Below are 22659 nucleotides of genomic sequence, written 5' to 3' on the forward strand. Positions count from 1 at the left end.
GCTGGAAAAACTGACCCACCTGATTGCGACCTCATTGCCACAACAGCTTGCCTCGGTAAATACGTCCTAAAGCTAAATTCAACTACCACACTCTCAACACACAATCGGCAAAATCAAAGCGAGCCGCTAATCAAGTACGCTCTAGTGATGCATATTCAGGAGTACTCGCATATTCGCTTGGCTTCATTACAGACATACCTGCTGCTGCACCTTTAGCTAATCCAAAATCAAGCAATACAATTTGGCCGTCGTTAGTTAGTTTCAAATTACTTGGCTTAATGTCGCGGTGAATAATGGTAAGCCTATGGAGGTAATGAAGGGCATCAAGTAATTGATCTGCCCAGTTAAGGACATCTTCCAAAGGAAAAGGTCCCAACTTGCGGGTTTCACGATCAGCCAACATTTCGTGGAGGTCTTTGCCTTCGATGAAATCCATGACAAAAAACTGGTTGCCCTTTTCATCACAGAAATAATCAATTACACGCGGCAATGCTTGATGTTTTAGTTTACGGAGCAGGCGGGCCTCAAGCTCAAATGCTTTTTGGAATGCCTCAACAGTTCTGTTGATCTTTTCTTCTGACCAGCCACTGTATTCACGTCGTACAAACTCGTGAGTAAAGATTGATTGTTTAATGACAACCGTATCGCCAAGGTTTGTATCTCTTGCACGATAGACAAGCCCAAAACCACCTTTGCGGATAAGTGTTTCTAGTTTGTAACGCTTATTAAAAACAGTTTTTCACTCGGCATAACTGGATTTCTTCAACGAGGAGTCGATCGTGATGCCGTGACTGTAAAAGGAACAGAACTTCTTATGAAGAGCACTAATGGCAAGTACACCCTACCCTTGACAGACACGGTACTATGGCGGCATTTCAGTCACCTGCCAGCGCCAACCTGTAATGCAATCATGGATGTAATGCTACGGCGCGCATTGTGCTACAGCTTCGCAAACAAGTCCAAACATTGTGGCAAAAAGCTGGGTTCTATATGTTGCAGGTCAATCTAGATCACATAATCGCCCAGAGAGAAGCAAGACAAGCGAGGCGATCTAATAAGGGCAAACGGGGAGGCCGCGAAACGAGCGGCCTCCCCGCCAATACCTTTTCCTTAGTCCGCATTTACACCGTTGTCGGGTCTTTCGCTTCTGGATTGATGCCCATATCCGCCAGCGCCTGCACCGCTTTCTTCGCGGGTACCTTGCCATCGCGAGCGAGCTTCGACATCGTCGCCGCCACAATCGAGGCGGCATCAATCTCAAAAAACTTCCGCAGATGCTCGCGGCTGTCGCTACGTCCGAAGCCATCCGTGCCGAGCGCTACCAGCCGGTTGCCCAGCCAGGGCGACAACTGATCGGGCATGATCTTCATAAAATCCGAAGACGCGATGATCGGGCCGTCACTGCCTTTCAGCGCTTGCAAGATATACGGCGCCTTCTCGGTTTGATCGGGGTGCAGCCGGTTCCAACGTTCGACGCGCAAGGCCTCGCGGCGCAATTCGTTGTAGCTGGTCACGCTCCACACATCCACGTTGACCTTGTATTGCTCGGCCAAAATCTGCTGCGCCTTCAACGCTTCGTTGACCATCGGGCCGCTGCCAAACAGATGCGCTTTGGCTTTGCCGCTGCCCGCGCGGAATTTGTAGACGCCCTTGATGATGCCCTCTTTGATTTGCTCAAGCGGGGCGGGGGCGGGCGGTTGCAGGTAGTTCTCGTTATACAGCGTCAAGTAGTAGAAGCGGTCTTCGCCTTCCTGATACATGCGCCGCATGCCGTCTTCGACGATGACGGCGATCTCGTAAGCAAAGGCCGGATCGTAGGCCGCGCAGGTTGGCACTGTGCTCGCCAGCACGTGTGAGTGGCCGTCCTGGTGTTGCAAACCTTCGCCGTTGAGCGTCGTGCGGCCCGCCGTCGCCCCGCACATGAAGCCGCGTCCGCGCGAATCGGCAAAGGCCCAGGCGAAATCGCCGATGCGCTGGAAGCCGAACATTGAATAGTAAATGTAGAAGGGAATCATCTGCACGCCGTAGTTCGTATACGACGTGCCCGCCGCCGTGAACGAACACATCGCACCCGCTTCGGTGATGCCTTCTTCCAGGATTTGGCCGCTCTTGGATTCCTTGTAGTACAGGAAATTGTCCATGTCGTGCGGCTCGTAAAGCTGGCCTTGGCTCGCGTAAATGCCGACCTGGCGGAAGAGCGATTCCATGCCGAAGGTGCGCGCTTCGTCCGGAATGATGGGAACGACGTGCTTGCCAACCTGCGGGTCTTTGAGCAGCGCCGTCAGGATGCGCACGAAGGCCATCGTGGTCGAGACTTCGCGGTCAGCCGAACCGGCGTGCTGCTCTTTGAAAAACTCAGGGCCGGGCGTTTGCAACGCCGCCGACTTGTTTTCGCGCGCGGGAACGGGGCCGCCCATGGACTGACGGCGCTCCTGCACGTACTTCACTTCGGGGCTGTCGGGATTGGGCAGGAAGATTTTGGCTTTGAGCGCATCCTCCTCGCTGATGGGCAGGCTGAAGCGTTTGATGAAGTCTGTCAGATCGTGCTCGTCCAGCTTCTTGGACTGGTGCGCCAGGTTGCGCCCTTCGCCGCCGGACGGGCCTAAGCCGTAGCCTTTGACGGTCTTTGCCAGGATGACCGTCGGCTGGCCTTTCGTCTCGACCGCGCGTTTGTAGGCGTTGTAGACCTTGATCGAATCGTGGCCGCCGCGTTTGAGCTTGCCTAATTCTTCGTCGCTCAGGTGTTCGACCAGTTTGAGCAATTCGGGATACTTGCCGAAGAACTTTTCGCGCACATACGCGCCGCCCTTGGCTTTGAAACTTTGGTATTCGCCGTCCACGCACTCTTCCATGCGTTTGAGCAGCAGCCCCGACGTATCACGGGCGAATAACTCATCCCAATTGCTGCCCCACAGCACTTTGATGACGTTCCAACCGGCGCCAGCAAAAGCGGCTTCGAGTTCATTGACGACTTTGCCATTGCCACGCACCGGGCCGTCAAGGCGTTGCAGGTTGCAGTTGATGACAAAGATCAAGTTATCCAGCTTCTCGCGGCAAGCCAGCGTGATCGAACCCATGGATTCTGGCTCATCCATTTCGCCGTCACCCAGATAGGCCCAAACCTTGCGGTCGGTCGCTGGGATCAAGCCGCGATTTTCCAGATAACGCATAAAGCGCGCCTGATAAATGGCGTTGAGCGAAGCCAGCCCCATTGAAACAGTCGGGAATTTCCAGAAATCGGGCATCAGCCAGGGATGCGGATAGGATGAAAGGCCCGGCGTGTCGCGCAATTCGTGGCGGAAGTTTTCGAGATGTTCGAGCGTCAAGCGGCCTTCCAAAAAGGCGCGCGAATAAATGCCCGGGCTGGCGTGGCCCTGAAAGAAGATGAAATCGCCGGGTTGGTCGTCGATCCTGCCCCGGAAGAAGTGGTTAAAGCCGACTTCCATCAACGTGGCGACCGAGGCATAGGTGGCGATGTGGCCGCCGATGCCGGGGTCTTTCTTGTTCTGATTGACGACCATCGCCATCGCATTCCAGCGGATGATGCTCTTGATGCTGCGTTCGATTTCCAGATCGCCAGGGTAGGCAACTTCGTCTTCGTCGCGGATGGTGTTGAGGTAGGGCGTGTTGAATTCCGGGTCAATCGGCATGCCTGTGGCGCGGGCGCGGGCGCTCAGCGCATTGAGCATGTAAGCAGCGCGTTGCGGACTGTCCTCGTCCAAAATCTGATCCCAGGCTTCCAGCCATTCGGCAGTCTCTTGGGGATCGCTGTCCGCCGGAGCCTGCGGCAGCGCCTCGGCTGCCTGAATCTCTGCTTCGAGTTGTGCTTTTGCTTGCATTGTCGTGTTTACAATCCTTACTCGTGTTGAGGTGCTGCGTCAGCCGGGCTTATCAGACAAGCCAGTCGGGCCAGCCGGGCCGGGCGCGCAAAGTGGTTGCGAAATTGTTTCTGATGCTTAGTTGATGAACTCACTGATCTTCGTTGATGACGACGGCTTTTGATTTAAGGCCGGTACTATAACGTAAAGATGGCGGAAGGGCGAAATGGAAGGACGAATTTTCGCGGGACACCGAATTGGCAGCACAGCTTCTGGCTTGGAGCGTTGGGTTGTACGGCTCAGCCATGGGCTGGATAGATGGCCTTCGAATGTTAGCGCTTTAGGTTTTTTGCGGCAGAGCCGCAAGACAAGGGCGTAGCCCCAAATTCAATAACAAAGGTTTCTGGAAGGTCACAGACCTTCCGCACATCAGGCGGCAGAGCCGCTAAAACCCAAACGCAGCGGGCCCTATTATCTCGCCGCTAATGCACAGGCGATTTCACCCGCGATGCTTGCGTTATTTTTCAGCAGCGAAATGTTGGCACGGAGCGCGCGGCCTTGTGTGCGCGCGGCAATACGGCTGAGCAAAAACGGCGTGACGGCTTTGCCGCTGACGTGTTGTTGCGTGGCTTCGCGTAAAGCTTCGTCAATGAATTCGCTGATCTCGGCGGCGGGGATTTCGTCTGCGCGTGGCACGGGCGCGACGACCAACACGGCGGTTTGAAAGCCCTGTTGCCAGTGGGCCTGAGCGATGGCCGCAACTTCGGCGGCAGATTGTGCCGTCAGATCGAGTTTCAAACCGCTCGACCGCGAATAAAACGCGGGCAGTTCGTCGGTTTGATAACCGACCACCGGCACGCCCAGCATTTCGAGCACTTCCAGCGTTTTGGGCAAGTCGAGAATGGCCTTGGCCCCGGCGCAGACAGTCACGAGCGGATAGCGCGTCAACGCCGTTAAATCCGCCGAGACATCGAACGAGTTGCTGGCCCCGCGATGCACGCCGCCGATGCCGCCCGTGGCGAATACTTTCAGCCCGGCCCGTTGCGCCAGATGCAAGGTTCCGGCCACCGTCGTTGCGCCCCAGCCGCCCGCCGCCAGCACCGCGCCCAGATTCGCCAGATTGACCTTGGCGATGGGCTGATGCGTCGCGATAGCTTGCAACTGTTCGGTGTCGAGACCGATGACGGGCTGACCGGCGATGATGCCGATAGTGGCGGGTTGCGCGCCTGTGGTCCGCACGGCTTGTTCGCATTGTTGCGCGGTTTCCAGATTGTGGGGCGCGGGCAGGCCGTGCGCGATGACGGTGGATTCGAGGGCGACGACGCCCTTGTTGGCCATCAATGCACTTGCGACAGCAGGTTGAAGAAAATAGTTGACGGTCGTCATGCTTGCCTTATTTCAATGTGACGTTGCAGTGATGTCCGGAGTAATAAACAGGTAGGCCAAGGTCATCAATAGCGCACCAATGCCCGCACCTAACAAAACGCCTTTTGAGGCGAACCCGACCAGCCAAAGAGTATTGGAGAAAAAGTTGCCAGTCTGAAGATGCACGCTCGTATCACGCATACTTACAAAGAAACCGAATAGCGCACCGCACAAAATGCCACTCAATATCCCCAAAAAGCCTAGCACTAAACTAAAGATTCCCGTGTGTGCTTTGAACATCTTGCATTCCTTCCATTGCTTGGATCGTTTCTGGTTGTTAGCTTGAAAAAGCCCCTAGCCTCTCTTATCCTCTGCCCGCTTCAAAGCTTAGCGTAATCAGTAAAATGCGCCAAGCACTCAAGTTCGCAATCAACCAAGCACGATCATTATTCAGTTCGCTTTCAGGAGTCCCCGATGAAAAAAGAGGTACTTGCCCTAATCCTCGGCGGTGGACAGGGCGCACGGCTCTTCCCGCTGACCTTGCATCGTTCCAAACCGGCCGTGCCCTTGGGCGGCAAATACCGGTTGATAGACATCACGATTTCCAATTCGATCAACTCTGGCATTCATAACATCTATGTCCTGACGCAGTTCAATTCGGCGTCGCTCAATCATCACATCGCGCGCACCTATCGCTTTAGTCCTTTCAGCGATGGCTTTGTCGAGATTCTGGCGGCGGAACAGACCCCCGGTAACAAGCACTGGTTTCAAGGCACTGCCGATGCCGTGCGGCAAGTGATGATTCACATCGCCGATTTCGAGCCGAAAAACGTGCTGATTCTGTCGGGCGATCATCTGTACCAGATGGATTACAGCAAGTTCTTGAAACACCACACCGACACCCAGGCCGACCTGACCGTTTCGGTGATCCCGTGTGATGATGAGCGCGCGACGGGCTTCGGCTTGCTCAAGACCGATCCGACCGGGCGCATTGTCGAGTTCCGCGAAAAGCCGCCCGCCGATCAACTGGCCGATATGCGCGTAGACACGACGACCTTGGGTTTGAATGCCGAAGAGGCCGAGCGCCGTCCCTATATCGCTTCGATGGGGGTTTACCTGTTCAAGTACGAGGCCTTGCGTGAACTGCTAAAGAATGAGCAGAACACCGATTTCGGCGGGCAGGTGATTCCGGCAGCGATCAGCCAATACAATGTGCAGGCCTATCTCTTTAACGGTTATTGGGAAGACATCGGGACGATCAGTTCTTTCTACAATGCCAATTTGGACATGGCGAGCATCATGCCCAAGTTCAATCTGTTTGACGCCGACCAGCCGATTTACACGCGCCCGCGTTATCTGCCCAGCAGCAAACTGGTCAGTTGCGAGATCAATAACTCGCTGATTTCGGATGGCTGCATTCTCAACCAGGTCAAGATGCGCAACTGCATCGTCGGCATCCGCGCGCGCATCGAGAGCGGCACCAATATCGAAAGTTCGCTGTTGATGGGCGCCGACTTTTATCAACCGCTCGAAGAACTGGCGCGCGAACGGCAACATGGCTTGCCCTGGATCGGCATCGGCGAGAATACGCACATCCGCCGCGCGATCATTGATAAGAACGTCCGCATCGGTTCCAACGTCAAAATTCTCAACGAAGCGGGCCGCGACAATTTCGATGGCGAAGGCGGCAATTACTTCATCCGCGAAGGCATCGTGATTGTGCCGAAGGGCGCGACGATTACGGACGGAACGATTATTTGAACGGGTAATAGTCAGTAGTCGGTAGTCGGTAGTCAGTAGTGCGAAGCCCTTTCGGCTTCGCACTACTGACTACCGACTACCGACTACTGACTACTTTTTTATGGGCAAACTGCGCTACTACTGGACGCTCTTTGTCGGCGGCCTGCTGCTGATCGTACTGGGTCTTCCGGTGATCACGATTGGGCACATCCTGCGGGTGTTCTTTGGCCGCGAAGATTTCGCGCATCCGTATGCCAAGCTGGGCTGCCGGATTTTACTGCGCGCGGCGGGTGTGCGCGTGCACGTGACAGGGCTGGAAAACCTCGACCCAAACCAGAATTACATGTTCGCCGCCAACCATCAGAGCAACATTGATCCGCCGCTGCTGTTTGCGTACCTGGGACACGATGTCGGCTTCCTGGCGAAAAAAGAGCTGACGCGGATTCCGATCATGAAGCAGGGCTTCCCGCTCGCCCACGTCATCCCGATTGATCGCAGCAGCCGCGAACAGGCCATCACCAGCACACGCCAGGCTGCCGAAAAGCTGCGTCAGGGCTATTCGATTATGGTGCATCCCGAAGGCACACGTTCGTTTGATGGCCGCGTGCTGGATTTCAAAAAGGGTGTGTTTTATATGGCCCTGGCCGCTGGCGTACCCATCGTGCCGGTCGCGGTGAATGACACGCGGCTGGTGATGCGTAAAGGGATGCACACTTGCTATCCCGGCGACGTGTATATGGAAATTCTGCCGCCGGTGAGCACGGCGGGATATACAGAAGACACGGTGCAACAACTAATCGAACGCGTGCGGCAACCGATTGTCGAGCGCGTGCGCACGGATTGACGCTGGCTTACGCTAAAGCGAAACAATCATGATTGGACAGGCAAAACCGGGGGGGCGCCAGTAGCAGGTGTTCAGAGTTCAGGTGTTCAGAGTTCAAGCTTCAGCTTGTGAGCGCGCCACAGGCGCAACTCGCGCACCTGCGAGGCGCCAACAAGCTGAAGCTTGAACTCTGAACACCTGACGGTCACAGTGCTTCGCTTTCTATCCGTGTACTTGAGGCAGTGCTTGCTGCCTGCGTTACAGACTGAATTAAGCTATGAATATCAATACGAACACAGTGGCTATCGTCACGGGCGCGGCCTCCGGCATCGGGCGTGCGCTGGCTGTGCGCTTGTCACAGGCGGGCGCACAACTCGCCATTGCCGATGTCAACGAAGCGGAGTTGCAAGCGACGGCCAAACTCGTTCGAACCACTTGCACGACACATTATGTGGACGTGAGCGATGAGCAGCGTATGCAGGACTTCGTGCAAGAGGTCGTCGCCGCGCACGGGCGCGCCAATCTGGTCATTAACAACGCGGGCGTTGCGCTGTTGGGCACGTTCGCGGAACTCTCGACCGCCGACATCGCCTGGCTGATGGGCGTGAATTTCTGGGGTGTGATTTACGGGACGAAATACTTCCTGCCCGTATTGCAGCAACAGCCAGCGGCGCATCTGGTCAACATTTCCAGCATCTTCGGCATCATCGGCTTTCCGGGCCAATCGGCCTACAACGCCAGCAAATTCGCCGTGCGCGGCTTTACCGAAGCTCTGCGCCACGAACTGGAAGGTTCACACGTGCGCATCTCGTGCGTGCATCCGGGCGGCATCAAAACCAACATCGCCCGCAGCGCCCGCGTGGGGGCCAATGCACAGGCGGTGCAAGCCTCGCTTGAAGAAGGACACTTCGAAAAACTCGCGCCCACCACACCGGAACAAGCGGCGGAACGCATCGTGCGCGGCATCGAGCGCAACGAACCGCGCATCCTGATCGGCGCCGATGCCGGCGCGATGGAGCGCTTGCAACGGCTGTTTCCCGTGCGCTATTGGCGGTTGTTGCGGCCCTTGATGGAATGGCGGCTGGGCGAATCGCTCGATTCAAAATAACCACTATGGCAAGCTGGCAAGCCAAACTTTATTCACTCTTCTTGCGCGCCTATCTGAAACGCCGTCCGCTTGGCGATGAAACGGCGTTCGTGCAATTCGCCCGCCGCAAATTCGACCCGCCGCAATTCATGCGGCAACCCGTGCCGCCTTACGCGCAGATTGACGCCGTCAGTGAAAACGGGGTGGTTGGCGAATGGGTGCGCGCGCAGGACAGGCCAGCGCAACGCACGATTTATTATTTGCACGGGGGCGGTTATGTCGTGGGTTCGCCCCAACTCTATCGCCCGTTTACCGCGACGCTGGCCAAGGCCGCCCAAGCCAAGGTCTTCGCGCTCGATTATCGGCTGGCGCCCGAACATCGCTTCCCGGCGGCGGTGGATGATGCGGTCGCGGGCTATCGCTGGTTGCTGGCCCAAGGCGCGCGGCCTGAAAACATGTTGATCGGCGGCGATTCAGCGGGCGGCGGGCTGACGCTGGCGGCGCTGGTGCGGTTGCGGGCGGAAGGCTTGCCGTTGCCAGCGGCGGCGGTCTTGCTCTCGCCGTGGACGGATTTGGCGGGAACCGGGAAGTCGTTGCTGGCGAATGAAGCCACGGATGCGATGTTTTATGCCGACGCGCTCAAAACATTCGCGCCGATTTATCTGGGAAAGGCCTCGGCGCTGGAGGCCTGGGCCTCGCCGCTCTATGCCGATTTGAAAGGCTTGCCGCCCTTGCTGATCTTTGTCAGCAAAAGCGAATGCCTGTTGGACGACTCCCTGCGCCTCGCCGCCAAAGCGCGGGCGGCGGGCGTTTCGGTTGATTTACAAGCCTGGGAGGATTTATCGCACGTCTGGCCGGTGGCCGTTGGTTTCTTGCCCGAAGCACGGGCGGCGTTGTCACTCATCGCGGACTTTGCCCAGCGGCAACTCGCAGGGTCTATTCATTCTCTGACCAACTGAACCTGTCAGTCCGAAAATTGAACAGGATGCGCAGGATTTTCAGGATGAACAGGATGAGCCGAAAGAAAGCGCTGAAACAATTTCAGGGCGGCGGCTCAGCCCAGGTGCGGTGCGCCTCCTCACGGGCAGGCGTGGCGGCGGACAGGAGCGTGCCGTAGGGTTACCTTCTCAAACCGCGCAAACATTCCATCGCATCGGCACAATTTTTTGTAAGTCAGCATCACCGCGACTACACCCCACCTCAACTTCACTTGATCTTCCCCAACATCTCATACAGCCAAATCAGCGCCGCATTCATCATCTGTTCGCCCGCGCCCACCGCCACGGGCGCAACCTGATTGTCCGCGCCGTAGCCGCCTTCCGCCACTGCTTCAATCGTCGGGAAGTATTGGTGGTAGCCGTTGCAGTAGCCGAAAAAGAAAAGCTGTTTGACGCGCGCGCGTTCTTTCAAACGGATGGCGTGGTTGCTGAAGAATTCGCCCGACGCGCCGACTAGCGCGATCTCGTTGTTCAACAAAGCGACGGTCAGGCGCGGTCGCACGCCGTCCGCATATTCGTCAATGAAATTGGGGATGAGTTCGGGGAAGAAGCCCTTTTCGTATAAGCCGCGAATCACCGGATTGGCGAGGTCGGTGCGCGAGGTGAATTTGAAACGCTCTTCGCGGATTTGCAGCCTGGGTTGTTTGACCTCTTGCGGTTGCAGACTTGTGGCTAGCTTGACCGCCTCACGCGCGAGGGCCTGGCCGAACTCCAGGTGGTCTTTATACGCACCCTTGTTGACTGACTGATCGCCTGACGCGCCTTGCATAAAGATGGCGGGCGCGCCGGTCTCTTTTTCAACGGCGGCTTTCATTGCGCCGACGTAATCCGCCGAAAACTTGAGCAGGCTGGACGGCAGCATCGTGGGGTGCGCGGTGAAGTTGACCACGACGGCCAGCGGCTTTCCTTGCAGATCGTCAAAGCGCATGACGGCCAGGTCGCGGTCGCTCGGTTTGGGTTCGAGCTTGGTGTGGCGGTTGCGATTGAAGTTGGCGAGTTGCGTCGTGCCAGCGGCAAATTTGGCGGGCACGAGTTTTTGATTCGCCTCGACAATCGCGGCGACGATGGCGTCTTCGAGTTGCGTGTAATAACGCAGCGCCGCGTCAAACCGGCCCTGGCCTTTGCCCGGCGCGTTGCTCAGTTCGAGCACCGGCCCGTGGTGCGTGTGCGAACCGGCGATGAAGGAATACTCGATGCCCGCTTCGGCTTTGATGCGCTGGCGAATGCGTTGCAACGAGGCCTCCGCCGGGGCGCGGCCCAAGTCCAGGCCAACGATCGCCAGCTTTTGCGCGCCCGTCTGAATGACCAGCGCGGCGGCATAGAGCGGATCGAGCGTGCCTTCAGACAATTTGTCGTGACGGTCGCCATAGCCCCACATCGGTACCGGTTCGCGTGGCGTAATGTCGCGGCGGGCGGTACCGGCTTTGAAGGTATCGGACGTTTGTGCTGACGCGGCAAAGCCGCAGGATAGAACGAGCAGCAAAGTACAGAGCAATTTCATAGCTTCTCTTTCGTTGATATACCGTTCAGGTAACCGAAGGGTGTGCGTAATTCAGCAAGTTCCGAAGCCAGCTCCGTAGGAGCTAAATGTTTATAGAAATCGCGTGGTTATTGCTCTCAAGCTCTGTAGGAGCGGCATGTGCCAGAGGTCGCTCCGCTGGAGCTTGGGAACAACGGCTCACCAAAACTATAAACATGCCGCACCGCTGGCGCTAAAACCGCTGCAAACACAGGACGGGAATTACGCACAGACTTCTTTAGTGTTTGTTTCCCAATCCGAATTGATCACCCGCCCGCACCGGTTTGCCATCGGTGAAATCAATTTCCAGCACCTTTTCGCTCATCACTTGCCTTCCAGCTTCATCGGTCAGTTTGGTGACGATTTGCTTGGTCTTTACGTCAAAGACTTCGCCGGTCGAGGGCCAGGCGTGTTGGCCGTCGAGCGAGAACGTAATCCAGCCGGGTTGATCGCGCACTTTGAGGCTGGTGATGAGTTTGGGCGGCATCACCGTCGCGTCAAACACATGCATGCGTTCGTTGAAAGCGTCGCAGACCCACAGTTCTTTTTCATCCGGCGTCAGGCCGATGCCGTGGCTGGGGCAGCCGTGGCGCTTGACCGGGCCTTGCTGAAAGCCTGGGACTTCGACGCGGTGCAACATTTTGCCGGTGCGCAAGTCGCCGATTTCAAAGCCCAGCAGTTCGTTCACATTGACGAAGCAGAGCGTTTGCGCGCCGTTGATCGTGAACGGGCGAATGGCTTTGGTGAAGGGGCCTGCCTCGCTGCTGACTTCGTGGGTTTTGGTGTCGGTCACACGCAGCAACGGTGATTTCAGCCCCGCCAAATAAGCGTGTTTGCCATCCAGCGAATAAACGGTGTTGTGCGCGCCCGCGTTGAGCACGAGCTTTTTGATGACCGCACCGTCCAGCGCATTGACCACCAGCCAGTGCGGCCCTTCAAACGAAGGCACGTACATGATTTTGCCGTCGGGCGAGAGCGCCATGCGATCCGCGCCGCCCTCAAATTCCTTGTCCCAGATTTTCTTTTCGCTGAGCAAGTCCCAGCAGGCGACGCGCTTGGGTGTGCTCACATAAATTTTGCCGGTCTTGGCATTGGCGACGATGCCTTTGACGTTTTCGGGTTCCTGTCCAGCGGGCACCTCCCACGTGGGGATGCGTTTGACGAATTTGTATCCCGCGTCAATGTCGTAAACCAAAATGCCTACGCCGCCATATTCGACGTAATTGCGGATGCCGGGTTCGGCGACGTACAAGTAACGTTTGGTGACTTTGGCCGTGCTGTTAAAGGTGAAGCCAGCCGCGCCGAGCAGGACGAAGAGCAAGGTGACGAAGAGGTAGCGGTGACGGGTCATAGTCTGAGCCTCCGAAGTGGTGTTGCGTTGTGGTTGAAACGAGAGAGCCTTGAACGAACGTCGAATGCAAAGCGGCGCGATTCTAGCCCAGGCCGCTAGCGTTACCAAGCTGCTGCCTTGTGCTCTTGTGCTGGGTGTGTATCAAAGTTTTGCACAAAGGCAAGCCGGGCGGCTGCGGTGCACGTAGCGCAACCTCGGCAGGTTGCGCTACGTGCACTGCAACGTTCGTTTCCGCCTGCGGAAAACTTTGACGCACACCCCCTTGCGCTGCTGTTGCGGTTACCGATAATGCGCAGCACGTTTTAACCCTCGTGAGTTGGAGAACCTGATGCTAAAAGCAGTTTTTATCGTCGCCCTGACGTTTTGGTTGTCGGCAGTCGCCGGGTTATTGAAGCCGAACTTGGCCACCGTGCTGCAAAGCAAATCCCAAGTCGTCTTACTCGGTACCGGTACGCCCAACGCCGACCCAGACCGTGCTGGCCCAGCCGTCGCCGTGGTCGTCAACGATACGCCGTATCTGATTGATTGCGGCCCGGGGGTTGTGCGGCGTGCGGCGGCGGCGGCGCGCAATGGTGTGAAAGGATTGGCGGTCGAAAAGCTGCGGCGCGCTTTCATTACGCATTTGCATTCGGATCACACGGTTGGCTATCCCGATTTGATCTTCACGCCCGCCGTGTTGGAGCGCAACGCGCCGTTGGAAGTTTACGGCCCGCCCGGCTTGCGCGCGATGACGCAACACATTCTGGCGGCGTACAGGGAAGACATCGAAATCCGGTTGCGCGGTTTGGAGCCGAGCAAGCCTGCGGGTTACACGGTCAATGTGCATGAGATTAAGCCGGGCCCGATTTACCGCGATGCCAACGTGGCGGTCAAAGCCTTCGCGGTCAAACACGGTTCGTGGAAATACGCCTATGGGTTTCGCTTTGAAGCCGCCGACCGCACCGTCGTACTTTCTGGCGATTGCGCGCCCAGCCAGAGCGTTGTTGAGAACTGCCAAGGTTGTGATGTGTTGATTCACGAAGTCTATTCGACCGCCGGCTTCGCGCGCCGCCCGCCCGAATGGCAACGCTATCACGCCAGTTTCCATACCTCGTCGCGTGAATTGGCCGAGTTGGCGAAACAAGCGCAGCCGAAGCTCTTGATTCTGTATCACCAACTGTTATGGGGCGCGACGAAAGACGAGTTGCTGGACGAGATCAAACGCGCCGGGTATGCGGGCAAAGTAGTTTTCGGCAACGATCTGGACGTTTATTGAAAGCAGGATTTACGCAAATGATCAGTGCTCGGCAGGCCCTCAAATCAAGCCTGCGTATTCGGCGCGGCGGATGGCTTCGAGCCGCGTATGCGCATTGAGTTTCTGCAGAATGCGTTGAATGTGGTTATTCACGGTCGTGCGGCTGATATGGAATTGACTGGCGATGTCGCCCGTCGTCGTGCCTTTTGCCAATTCACGCAAGACTTCCAACTCGCGGGTAGTCAGTTCGACGGTGCGGGCCGGTGCGCGGGTGGTGGCGACCACGGCGCGGGCTTCGGCGGGTGACAGCTTGGCCTCGTTGACGATGAAATCGCGCACCAGCAATTCCAGCCGTTTGCGCACATCAATGCCACGGATGATATGCAGCGCATACGGCGTGCTGGCATTGGTGATCTGCGCACGCAGCGTCGAGACATTGCACCACTGCAGGCCTTGCGGCGTGGGCACTTGCATATCAAAGTTGCTGATGGGGTGTTGACATTGCGCCGCGCGCCGCACACTACAAGCCGCCGAACAGACCGGCCCGCATTCATCCACGCCTTGCAGAATCTGGCTGCAACGCTGGCCCAACGTGGCGGCGGCGGGGCGATCAAACAGCGCTGCCGCTCCGGCATTCCAGGCTACGATCAAGCCCGCGCCATCCACGGCGAACGCCGCATCAGCCGTGCTCTCAACCATTTCTTTCAGTTCCCGCAGCAGCATGTGGTCAACCTCATCAGGAAGATGATGCGAAATGATTATTGTCTGGCCTCGCTCAGAAAGTAAATGATGTGCCCGTCCAGCGAAGCCCGCTGTGGGAGCTATGCACGAATCGTAATGGGCGGTCTGGCAAGTCGCCGGCCTGTCAGATAAGCCGCACCGCCAAGGCTCCCGGCGGGCTTCACGCTATTGCCGGTCAAGCAGCAGTGCCACAACTGCCGGTGCCAGGTGATGGTGAAGGAATTTTCCTTCCTGCAAAGCTGTTAGCCCAGCAGAACTTACGCAAGGATTTGCCACAGAGGCACGGAGACACAGAGGAAGACCGCGATCTCCGGCAGAATTGTAACAAAGCTCTGTGCCTCTGTGTCTCTGTGGCTACCTCGCTCGCGTTTTGCATAAGTCCTGCCCAGCATAAACAGATGCCCAAAGTGTCAATGTGACGGTTACAGCGTAATCAATGTAATGAGTGACGGAGGTCTTCATGGAAAGTAACGGGTGTGAGGGTACGCCAGGCCGGAGCTTGGCGTGGTTATGGAGAATGGCGTTGTTGCTGCTGGCGGGGCTGTTCTTGCGCGTTGATCCAGCCGCGGCGCAGGTGAAATGAGCGCCTTCGACGCTTCCGGTCGGAAGCCTCAATCAAACCAGCCGCGCGCAAGTGCCAGGAGAATTTTCCCTCGGCTGGACTTTCGATTATCAGTATTTCAAGCGCGCGCAAGCGGGAACCAAACCGACAGCGAATCCGAAAAACGAACAGACGATGGTGCGCACGTCGTTTCTCAACCTGAACTATCAAATCAGCCGGCGGCTTGCGTTCACCGCGCTCTTGCCCGTGCGCATGGTTAGTGCGCCCAAGGATATTCGCCCCGGCGAACGCGTGACGCGCACCTTCAAAGGACTGGGCGATCTGCTGGTGCTGGGGAATTACCAACTCAACCTGCCCGAAAAACCTGCGCGCCCGGCCTTCGCGGTGCAGTTCGGCTTGCGGCTCCCGACGGGCCAGGCCCAGCCGGATCACACCTGGGCGGGCAGTCTCTCGCGCGATCCGGTGCTGCAAACCGGTTACGGTACGGTTGATCCGATGTTGGGCGTCAGTTGTTATCAGCAATGGGGCCGCACGGGGTTGTCCGCGAACGTGCTGGCGCGCTTGTCGGGCGGAGAGAATCGTTACGGCCTCAAGTTTAGCCACGAAGTGCAAGGCGGCGCAGGGCTGGCGCGGTCATTCAAAGCGCCGCGCAAGTTCGCTGCATTCCTCAACGGCACACAGTTGGGCTTGCGCGTTTATGGCGTGAAAAGCGGCCACGATTACGATCAGGGCAAGCAGGTCTTCAACACTGGCGGCCAATGGCTCTACTTGTTGCCGACGCTGAACCTGGAAACGAAAAGCGGCGTCACGTACTTCTTTCAGTTCCAGCTTCCCGTTTATCAAAACGTCAATGGCGGCCAACTCGTCGCGCCTTACGGCTTCACCACCGGCATTGCCTTCACGCCCTTCCGCCGCAAGGCGAGCCGGGAAGCGGCTGCGCAGCTTGAACCAGCGGGCGTTAGCGCTCCCGGTGAGCCGGAGGTCATCTCGCGCGGTGAACGGGTCGAACTGCAAAACCACCTGGCCGCAGGCCGCGTGACGGTCTTTGAGTTCTATGCGGATTGGTGCGCCGTGTGCAGGCGGTTGGATTCAGGGCTGAAGCAGTTGGCGCTCACACGTCAGGACTGGGTCTTGAAGCGGGTCAATATCGGTGACGGTGAAACGGCGGTGAGCAAACAGTACGACATTACCGCGACGCCGACTTTTCGCGTTTATGGAGCGGATGGAACGCTGGTCAAGGCCTTTGTCACGGACGACCTGCAAAAGCTGGCAGACGTCATCAAAGACGCCCGCGCGCATTGATCATCCGCACCAAACAAATGATGAAATCGCATTATTGTCAGGCCCTCCACAAGCGGCAAATACTGCGCGGCGACAAACCGTCTTTTCGCTCGCGTGCGCGTCGTTGAGCCAGCCCGGCGCAACGACGCGCACGCCAAGGTTGAGTTGAGTTTCAGCGACTAGAGCGGTTTGCAATGGCGTTTACGGGAGTCAGTTGACGCTGGGACAGTACCGCGCGCGTGAGCAAGCGGCGTGTCAAGCTGGCACCATTGGCTAAATTACCAAAGCTCCGCTTGCTGACGCGCGCGGTACTGTCTCGCTGCGCGGTTTTCCCGTACATCGTAGTGAAAACCGATCTAATACAAAAAAGGAGCTTGCCATGATTACTACTTGGGATTGGTCACACTTGCGCAGCAGTGCTGCGACGTTGGTGCTGGTCGGCTGGGCTTTGTTGGGCGCGTCCTCTCCGCCGTCAATCGCCCGCGCGCAAGAAGCCATGAAACAGAAGGGGCACATCGAGTGTTACATCAAATGCTGCCCGATAGAAATTGGCTGCAAGTGGGTTTCAGGCAGCGCCAGCGCGACGCGGTTGGCAGACCCTGGCGCCCAGATCACCGTCAACGGCAGGCAGTTGCTGGCCGAGTTCAAACCAACCGCCGCGCAAAAAGTTTACGAGGTCAAGCAAGAGACGAAACTTGACGCGCAGACGGCTGAGGCCCTGGGCTTCAAGGAAATCACGCTCTTGCCCGGACAGTACCCGCTCACTCAGTTGGGGAATGGCCGGGCGAAAGTCGCTATCAAGGTCAGAACGGCTGGGGCGAAGAGCAAGCGGGCCGATTCGAGCGACTGAAGCGCGTGACTGTTGAGGCCTCGCACATGGCTTGGCCGTTGATTATTCAAGGTGGGATTCGCCTTCAACAAGGCCTTCAACAAGGATGGCTATGTCGAGCCGCCGCCCGTCACTAGCGGCGACGATCTCGTCATCTGCGCTCGGTCCCTGCCCCCCGCACAAAAACAGTTACGGCCCCGCAGATGTGATCAATTATCTGCTGGGCGTGTGCCAATCCCCGTTGGCTTGATTTAGCCCGGCGCATGCTGAATAAATTCCTGTCGCCAGACCTGCTGACGGCCCCGGCGTAAGCGGGCGGCTGTCCGCACAACCAGCTTGTAAAAACTCGTAAAAGCTCTTTCTGCAACGCAAATTGCCACGACTCGGCCCGTGGTTGCTGGCTATACTGTGGACAAGCTCATCGCAACAACCTTGCGACCTGAAACCATTGGCGGCTTGCTCATAGCTGCCACCGTATTGAAGGAGAAAAACATGAAACGCCAGCTACCGTTTGTGACTTGCTTGGTTCTCTGTCTGTTGGCTGTGCCGGGCTGGGGACAGACGGTCGTGCAATTGTCGCTCAAATCCGAAGTGCTCGGCGAAGTGCGCACGTTGCTGGTACGCACGCCGCGCGGCTACGAACAGAATGAATTGCGTTATCCGGTGTTGTATATGACCGATGGCGCGGCGCAGTTCGAGCACACCAACAGCACGATTGAATTTCTCGCGCGCAATGGCCGCATGCCTGAAATGATCGTGGTTGCGATCAACAACACCGACCGCACGCGCGACCTGACACCCACCAAAGGCGCGTTGCGTGATGCGGCCAACGGAGAGCCGCTCAATTTCCCCACAGCGGGCGGGGCCGAAAAGTTCCTGACCTTCATCGAAAAAGAACTGATCCCGCAAATCGAAGGCGCCTATCGCACGCATCCCTATCGCATCTTCGCCGGGCATTCGTTTGGCGGCCTCTTGGCCCTGCATACCTTTTTGAATCACACCGAGTTGTTCAACGCCTATCTGGCCGTTAGCCCTACTACTCCATCAAGCTGTAAGTGATGGATGCTGAGAGCGCATCCGGGATGTAGGGCGGGATTAAATCCCGCCCTACATCCCTCATTTTCAGCTTGATGGAGTACTACGTTCCCCTGGGATAACAATCTGGTCTTGCGGCAGGCCGAGAAATTTTTCAAAGACCGCAAGGAATTGAAACGCACGCTCTTTTTCTCGCTGGGCAATGAAGGCGGCGACATGCAACGCGGTTTCGAGAATTTCAAAGGACTCCTGGCCAAGCAAAAGCCATCAGGTTTCTTGTGGGATTCCATGCTGCTGTTGGACGAAGATCACGGCACCGTTCCTTTGCGCAGCCACTATCACGGCTTACGCAAAATTTTCGAGCAGTGGCAGATGCCCGCCGACGCGGCGACCGGCGCGCTCATTGGCGGCTTGCATGGCGTGGACGAGCATTACCGCAAGCTGACTGAGCGTTACGGTTTCACCATTGCCCCGCCCGAAGCGCTGGTCAACCAACTCGGCTATCAACTGCTGCGCGCGGGCCGGGCGGATGAGGCCATCGCGGCGTTCAAAGCCAATGTCGAACGCTATCCGCAATCGGCCAATGTGTATGACAGCTTGGGAGAAGCTTACGAGAAAAGTGGCAAGCTGGAACTGGCTCGGGCGAACTATGAACGGGCGGCGCAGTTGGGCGCGCAGCACAAGGACGCCAATCAGGCTGTGTTCCAGGACAATTTCAAGCGCGTGGCCGAGTTGTTGCTGAAGAAAGCCAAGACTGCGGGGCAATAACACCTGCCCACGCTGCTGCCCGAATTTTCACAGAAAGAAAATCTGCCGCTGTCTTTCTCTCTATGTTCCCTCAGCTTCTGCCACACACGCGGCACTTTCTCGGTTGCCCGAAGGCCAAACCTCAGCCGCCGCCTTGACGCTGCGAATGGATTGGCTAAAGTCGCACAGAGCCTTTAAGCTGGCACCAGGGTTCATTCGTCTTACTTTCGTCTGCTATCTTGACCGGAAATTTATGTGTGGGATTGTTGGCATCGTGGCCACGACAGGCAGGGAACTGACGGCGCAGCTTCAACCGATGCTGGATGCGCAGGCGCATCGCGGGCCGGATGCCTGGGGCGTCTGGCCGGCGGCTGGTGTGGCGAGTCTGTGCGCGTTTGGGCACCGGCGCTTGGCCATCATTGATTTGTCAGCAGCGGGCAAACAACCCATGTCGAATGCCGACGGCAGCGTGTGGATTACGTTCAATGGCGAAATTTACAACTTCCAGCAACTGCGGCGGGAATTGGAAAGTCGCGGCCATCGCTTTCGCACGCGCACCGACACCGAGACGATCATTTATGCCTACGAAGAATGGGGCGTCGAATGCGTCAAACATTTGCGCGGCATGTTTGCCTTTGGAATTTGGGATGCGCGTCGCCAGCGTTTGTTGCTGGCGCGTGATCGCGTCGGCAAGAAACCGCTCTTTTACGCGCAAGCGGGCGAACGGTTTCTGTTCGCGTCAGAGTTGCAAGGTTTGCTCGCCGATGCTGAAGTGCCGCGCGTTGTGAACGCGGCAGCCATTGATGCTTATTTGAGCTATGGCTATATCCCTGCGCCGCACACGGCGTATCAGGGCGTCTTCAAGTTGCCGCCCGCGCATTGGTTGACGCTCGACGTGACGCCGGACGGCTTCACCACGCGCGTTGAGCGTTACTGGTCGCTGGCCTATCAGCCGAAGCTGACGCTGAGCGCCGAAGAAGCGGGTGAGCAGTTGCGGGCTGTGCTGACCGAAGCCGTGCGCTTGCGCATGATCAGCGATGTGCCGTTGGGCGCGTTTCTGTCCGGCGGGATTGATTCGAGCATCGTCGTCGGCTTGATGGCGCAGTTATCGGGGCAGCCGGTCAAAACCTTTTCGATTGGCTTTGCGGAAGCGGCCTTCAATGAAACCGAGCACGCGCGGCGCATCGCGCAAAAGTGGCAGACCGAGCATCACGAATTTATCGTCCAGCCCAACGCGCTGGAGATTTTGCCGAAACTGGTGCGGCATTATGGCGAACCTTACGCCGATTCATCGGCGCTGCCCACGTTTTATGTCGCCCAACTGACGCGCCAGCACGTGACGGTGGCGCTCAATGGCGATGGCGGCGACGAGAGCTTTGCCGGTTACGAACGTTATCTAGGCAATCGCGTCGCCGAACGGATGCAGGCCGTGCCGGGCGCGGCTTGGGCCGGACGCACGCTCGGCGGCCTCCTCCCGGATTCGCTTGATCCGAAAAATCGGTTGCGCACGCTGCGGCGCTTCCTCAGTGTGGCCGCGCAACCGATGGCCGAACGCTACACGCGCTGGCTCAGCTTCTTTCACACCGAAACCAAGCTGCCGCTTTACAGTCCCGAATTTGCGGCGCAACTCAACGGCACGCGGGACGGCTATTTGAATGCGCTGTTTGCCGAAGTGCTGCAAAATTCAGAGGCCATTGATCCCATTGACGCAGCAATGGCCGTGGATGTGCAGTCCTATCTGCCGTTTGATTTGCTGGTCAAAGTGGACATCACCTCGATGGCGAACAGCCTGGAAGCGCGTTCGCCCTTTCTCGATCACGAGGTGATGGAGTTGGCGGCACGGTTGCCCGCGCACCTGAAAGCGCCGGGCAAGGATTTGAAGCATCTGCTCAAACGCACCTTCGCCGATTTGTTGCCGCCGGAAAACGTCAACCGGCGCAAGATGGGCTTCGGCGTCCCGGTCGGCGCCTGGTTCCGGCGCGAGTTGCGCGACTTCGTGCGCGATGTGCTGCTATCGCCCACAGCCGTACAGCGCGGCTATTTCAAGCGCGCCGAAGTTGAGCGTCTGGTGACGGAACATCAGGCGGGGCGGGCGGATTATGCGTTTCAGCTTTGGAGCTTGTTGATGTTGGAATTGTGGCAGCGGGAGTTTATCGCTGACTGATGAACGCCACCTCCTCCCGCCTCAAAATCGTGCGCATCATTGACCGCCTCAACGTCGGCGGCCCCGCCAAACACGTGACCTGGCTGACGGCCGGACTCGATCCGGCGGAGTTTGAAACGACCTTGATCACCGGCACCGTGCCGCCGCACGAAGGCGATATGACCTGGTTCGCCACGGCTGCCGGGATTGAGCCGCTGATCATCAAAGAGATGAGCCGCGAGCTCAGCCCGCGCGACCTGCTCGTCATTTTCAAACTGCTGCGCGTTTTCTGGCGCTTGAAACCACAGATCATCCACACGCACAAAGCCAAAGCCGGAGCGGCGGGGCGTGTGGCCGCCTGGCTTTACAAATGGCTGACGCCGTCGGCGTTGTGGCTGTGCCCACGCCCGTGCCGTGTCGTGCACACCTTTCACGGCCACATCTTTCATAGCTATTACGGCGCGGCCAAAACCCGGCTGTTTGTCTGGATCGAGCGCGTGCTGGCGCGCCTGTGCACGGATTGCATCATCACGATCAGCCAGCAGCAGCGGCGCGAGATCAACGAAGTTTTCGGCGTGGGCCGCACCGCGCAATTCCGCGTGATCCCCTTGGGCATTGATCTTGCCGAAGCGCAAAGACCAAAAACTGGCCCAACGTTGCGCGCGCAATACAGGCTGGCGGAGGAGCCTTTGACGTTGGGCATTGTCGGGCGTTTGTGCGAGGTCAAAAATCACGCGTTGTTATTGCGCGTGCTGGCGTATTTGCAAGCGCAGCAGCCTGACCTGCCAGAGCGGTTGCATTGCTTCATTATCGGCGATGGCGAATTGCGCGCGTCGTTGGAAGCTTTGACGGATGAATTGAAGCTGCGCCACTGCGTGACATTCACCGGTTTTCGCGACGATGCGGCGGCGCTGTATCAAGAACTGGATTTAGTCGCGCTGACATCGTTGAATGAAGGCACGCCGCTGACCTTAATCGAAGCGCTCAACAGCGGGCGTCCGGTGCTGGCCACGGCGGTGGGCGGCGTTGTGGATATTCTGGGCGCGCAGCTTGAAGCGCTGGACGGGTTCACCCGTTGGGAACATGGGCTGACGGCGGCCAGCGGCGATGTCACAGCGTTGGCGCAAGCGCTGCGGTATTTGCTCAACCGGCCTGAATTGCGCAAACAAATGGGCGCCCAGGGGCAAGCATTTGTGCGCACGGCGCTGTCGCGCGAACGTTTGTTACGCGACATTGCGGTACTCTACCGCGAAATGGCTCCTTGACGGCCAGGGCTCTAGCAAAGTCCTCAAAACATCCGCCAAGACGCTTGGCTGACTCCTGATTCCTGACTCCTGATTCCTGACAAATTGAAAATCAGCCGTCATTTTTAGTTTATCAGGAATC

The 22659-nt window shown here is 57.6% G+C and carries 18 protein-coding genes; 11 read left to right on the forward strand and 7 right to left on the reverse strand.

The window, feature by feature from the left end; all coding sequences use genetic code 11:
• Window positions 1–130: 130 nt before the first annotated feature.
• The 4 genes from HY011_27800 to HY011_27815 form a co-directional block, all read right to left on the reverse strand.
• The gene (locus tag HY011_27800) at window positions 131–700 is read right to left on the reverse strand and encodes a serine/threonine protein kinase (GenBank protein MBI3426751.1); all 570 of its coding nucleotides are present in this window, start codon (window positions 698–700) and stop codon (window positions 131–133) included.
• 421 nt (window positions 701–1121) lie between these two features.
• Window positions 1122–3839, reverse strand: a complete 2718-nt coding sequence (gene aceE, locus HY011_27805; protein MBI3426752.1) for a pyruvate dehydrogenase (acetyl-transferring), homodimeric type — start codon at window positions 3837–3839, stop codon at window positions 1122–1124.
• 450 nt (window positions 3840–4289) lie between these two features.
• On the reverse strand, window positions 4290–5204 hold the full coding sequence (locus tag HY011_27810; GenBank protein MBI3426753.1) for a pseudouridine-5'-phosphate glycosidase: 915 nt from the start codon (window positions 5202–5204) through the stop codon (window positions 4290–4292).
• Window positions 5205–5216: 12 nt separating this feature from the next.
• Window positions 5217–5483, reverse strand: a complete 267-nt coding sequence (locus HY011_27815) for a hypothetical protein (protein MBI3426754.1) — start codon at window positions 5481–5483, stop codon at window positions 5217–5219.
• Window positions 5484–5657: 174 nt separating this feature from the next.
• On the opposite strand from HY011_27815, the gene HY011_27820 reads away from it, so the two are divergent.
• From HY011_27820 to HY011_27835, 4 genes are all read left to right on the forward strand, one after another.
• The gene (locus HY011_27820; protein ID MBI3426755.1) at window positions 5658–6944 is read left to right on the forward strand and encodes a glucose-1-phosphate adenylyltransferase; all 1287 of its coding nucleotides are present in this window, start codon (window positions 5658–5660) and stop codon (window positions 6942–6944) included.
• 100 nt (window positions 6945–7044) lie between these two features.
• Complete coding sequence (locus HY011_27825; protein MBI3426756.1) at window positions 7045–7767, forward strand: 1-acyl-sn-glycerol-3-phosphate acyltransferase; 723 nt, start codon at window positions 7045–7047, stop codon at window positions 7765–7767.
• A 256-nt stretch (window positions 7768–8023) separates the two neighbouring features.
• The gene (locus HY011_27830) at window positions 8024–8854 is read left to right on the forward strand and encodes an SDR family NAD(P)-dependent oxidoreductase (GenBank protein MBI3426757.1); all 831 of its coding nucleotides are present in this window, start codon (window positions 8024–8026) and stop codon (window positions 8852–8854) included.
• Between the two features lie 5 nt (window positions 8855–8859).
• Window positions 8860–9792 carry an alpha/beta hydrolase gene (locus HY011_27835; protein ID MBI3426758.1) on the forward strand — a complete coding sequence of 311 codons (933 nt, stop codon included), beginning with the start codon at window positions 8860–8862 and terminating at the stop codon, window positions 9790–9792.
• Between the two features lie 247 nt (window positions 9793–10039).
• On the opposite strand, the gene HY011_27840 is transcribed toward HY011_27835, so the two are convergent.
• Complete coding sequence (locus tag HY011_27840) at window positions 10040–11332, reverse strand: neutral/alkaline non-lysosomal ceramidase N-terminal domain-containing protein (GenBank protein MBI3426759.1); 1293 nt, start codon at window positions 11330–11332, stop codon at window positions 10040–10042.
• A 256-nt stretch (window positions 11333–11588) separates the two neighbouring features.
• Window positions 11589–12701, reverse strand: a complete 1113-nt coding sequence (locus HY011_27845) for a hypothetical protein (GenBank protein MBI3426760.1) — start codon at window positions 12699–12701, stop codon at window positions 11589–11591.
• Between the two features lie 328 nt (window positions 12702–13029).
• Between HY011_27845 and HY011_27850 the strand changes: the two genes are divergently transcribed.
• Window positions 13030–13956, forward strand: a complete 927-nt coding sequence (locus HY011_27850; protein ID MBI3426761.1) for an MBL fold metallo-hydrolase — start codon at window positions 13030–13032, stop codon at window positions 13954–13956.
• A gap of 39 nt (window positions 13957–13995) precedes the next feature.
• On the opposite strand, the gene HY011_27855 is transcribed toward HY011_27850, so the two are convergent.
• On the reverse strand, window positions 13996–14658 hold the full coding sequence (locus tag HY011_27855) for a PAS domain-containing protein (protein MBI3426762.1): 663 nt from the start codon (window positions 14656–14658) through the stop codon (window positions 13996–13998).
• Window positions 14659–15310: 652 nt separating this feature from the next.
• Here HY011_27855 and HY011_27860 point away from each other — a divergent pair.
• The 6 genes from HY011_27860 to HY011_27885 all read left to right on the forward strand — a co-directional run bounded on the left by HY011_27860 (window position 15311) and on the right by HY011_27885 (window position 22538).
• Entirely contained in the window at window positions 15311–16540 is a 1230-nt protein-coding gene (locus HY011_27860) for a hypothetical protein (protein ID MBI3426763.1), read from the forward strand.
• A 358-nt stretch (window positions 16541–16898) separates the two neighbouring features.
• Complete coding sequence (locus HY011_27865) at window positions 16899–17369, forward strand: hypothetical protein (protein MBI3426764.1); 471 nt, start codon at window positions 16899–16901, stop codon at window positions 17367–17369.
• Window positions 17370–17840: 471 nt separating this feature from the next.
• Window positions 17841–18407 (forward strand): alpha/beta hydrolase, encoded by a 567-nt coding sequence (locus HY011_27870; GenBank protein MBI3426765.1) that lies wholly within the window; start codon window positions 17841–17843, stop codon window positions 18405–18407.
• Between the two features lie 147 nt (window positions 18408–18554).
• Complete coding sequence (locus HY011_27875; GenBank protein MBI3426766.1) at window positions 18555–19151, forward strand: hypothetical protein; 597 nt, start codon at window positions 18555–18557, stop codon at window positions 19149–19151.
• A 232-nt stretch (window positions 19152–19383) separates the two neighbouring features.
• Window positions 19384–21294 (forward strand): asparagine synthase (glutamine-hydrolyzing), encoded by a 1911-nt coding sequence (gene asnB / locus HY011_27880; GenBank protein ID MBI3426767.1) that lies wholly within the window; start codon window positions 19384–19386, stop codon window positions 21292–21294.
• Window positions 21294–22538: a glycosyltransferase gene (locus HY011_27885; protein ID MBI3426768.1), complete on the forward strand. Its 1245-nt coding sequence runs from the start codon at window positions 21294–21296 to the stop codon at window positions 22536–22538. The genes asnB and HY011_27885 overlap by 1 nt, the downstream gene beginning before the upstream one ends.
• Window positions 22539–22659: the final 121 nt, after the last annotated feature.

It is taken from the genome of Acidobacteriota bacterium (assembly GCA_016196035.1).
Taxonomy (GTDB): Bacteria; Acidobacteriota; Blastocatellia; order RBC074; family RBC074; genus JACPYM01.

Bases quoted from the DNA above. Each gene is read 5' to 3' on its own strand.
- aceE (MBI3426752.1), bottom strand. From the start codon at position 3,839: ATGCAAGCAAAAGCACAACTCGAAGCAGAGATTCAGGCAGCCGAGGCG.
- HY011_27810 (MBI3426753.1), bottom strand. From the start codon at position 5,204: ATGACGACCGTCAACTATTTTCTTCAACCTGCTGTCGCAAGTGCATTG.
- HY011_27815 (MBI3426754.1), bottom strand. From the start codon at position 5,483: ATGTTCAAAGCACACACGGGAATCTTTAGTTTAGTGCTAGGCTTTTTG.
- HY011_27820 (MBI3426755.1), top strand. From the start codon at position 5,658: ATGAAAAAAGAGGTACTTGCCCTAATCCTCGGCGGTGGACAGGGCGCA.
- HY011_27825 (MBI3426756.1), top strand. From the start codon at position 7,045: ATGGGCAAACTGCGCTACTACTGGACGCTCTTTGTCGGCGGCCTGCTG.
- HY011_27830 (MBI3426757.1), top strand. From the start codon at position 8,024: ATGAATATCAATACGAACACAGTGGCTATCGTCACGGGCGCGGCCTCC.
- HY011_27835 (MBI3426758.1), top strand. From the start codon at position 8,860: ATGGCAAGCTGGCAAGCCAAACTTTATTCACTCTTCTTGCGCGCCTAT.
- HY011_27840 (MBI3426759.1), bottom strand. From the start codon at position 11,332: ATGAAATTGCTCTGTACTTTGCTGCTCGTTCTATCCTGCGGCTTTGCC.
- HY011_27845 (MBI3426760.1), bottom strand. From the start codon at position 12,701: ATGACCCGTCACCGCTACCTCTTCGTCACCTTGCTCTTCGTCCTGCTC.
- HY011_27850 (MBI3426761.1), top strand. From the start codon at position 13,030: ATGCTAAAAGCAGTTTTTATCGTCGCCCTGACGTTTTGGTTGTCGGCA.
- HY011_27855 (MBI3426762.1), bottom strand. From the start codon at position 14,658: ATGCTGCTGCGGGAACTGAAAGAAATGGTTGAGAGCACGGCTGATGCG.
- HY011_27865 (MBI3426764.1), top strand. From the start codon at position 16,899: ATGATTACTACTTGGGATTGGTCACACTTGCGCAGCAGTGCTGCGACG.
- HY011_27870 (MBI3426765.1), top strand. From the start codon at position 17,841: ATGAAACGCCAGCTACCGTTTGTGACTTGCTTGGTTCTCTGTCTGTTG.
- asnB (MBI3426767.1), top strand. From the start codon at position 19,384: ATGTGTGGGATTGTTGGCATCGTGGCCACGACAGGCAGGGAACTGACG.
- HY011_27885 (MBI3426768.1), top strand. From the start codon at position 21,294: ATGAACGCCACCTCCTCCCGCCTCAAAATCGTGCGCATCATTGACCGC.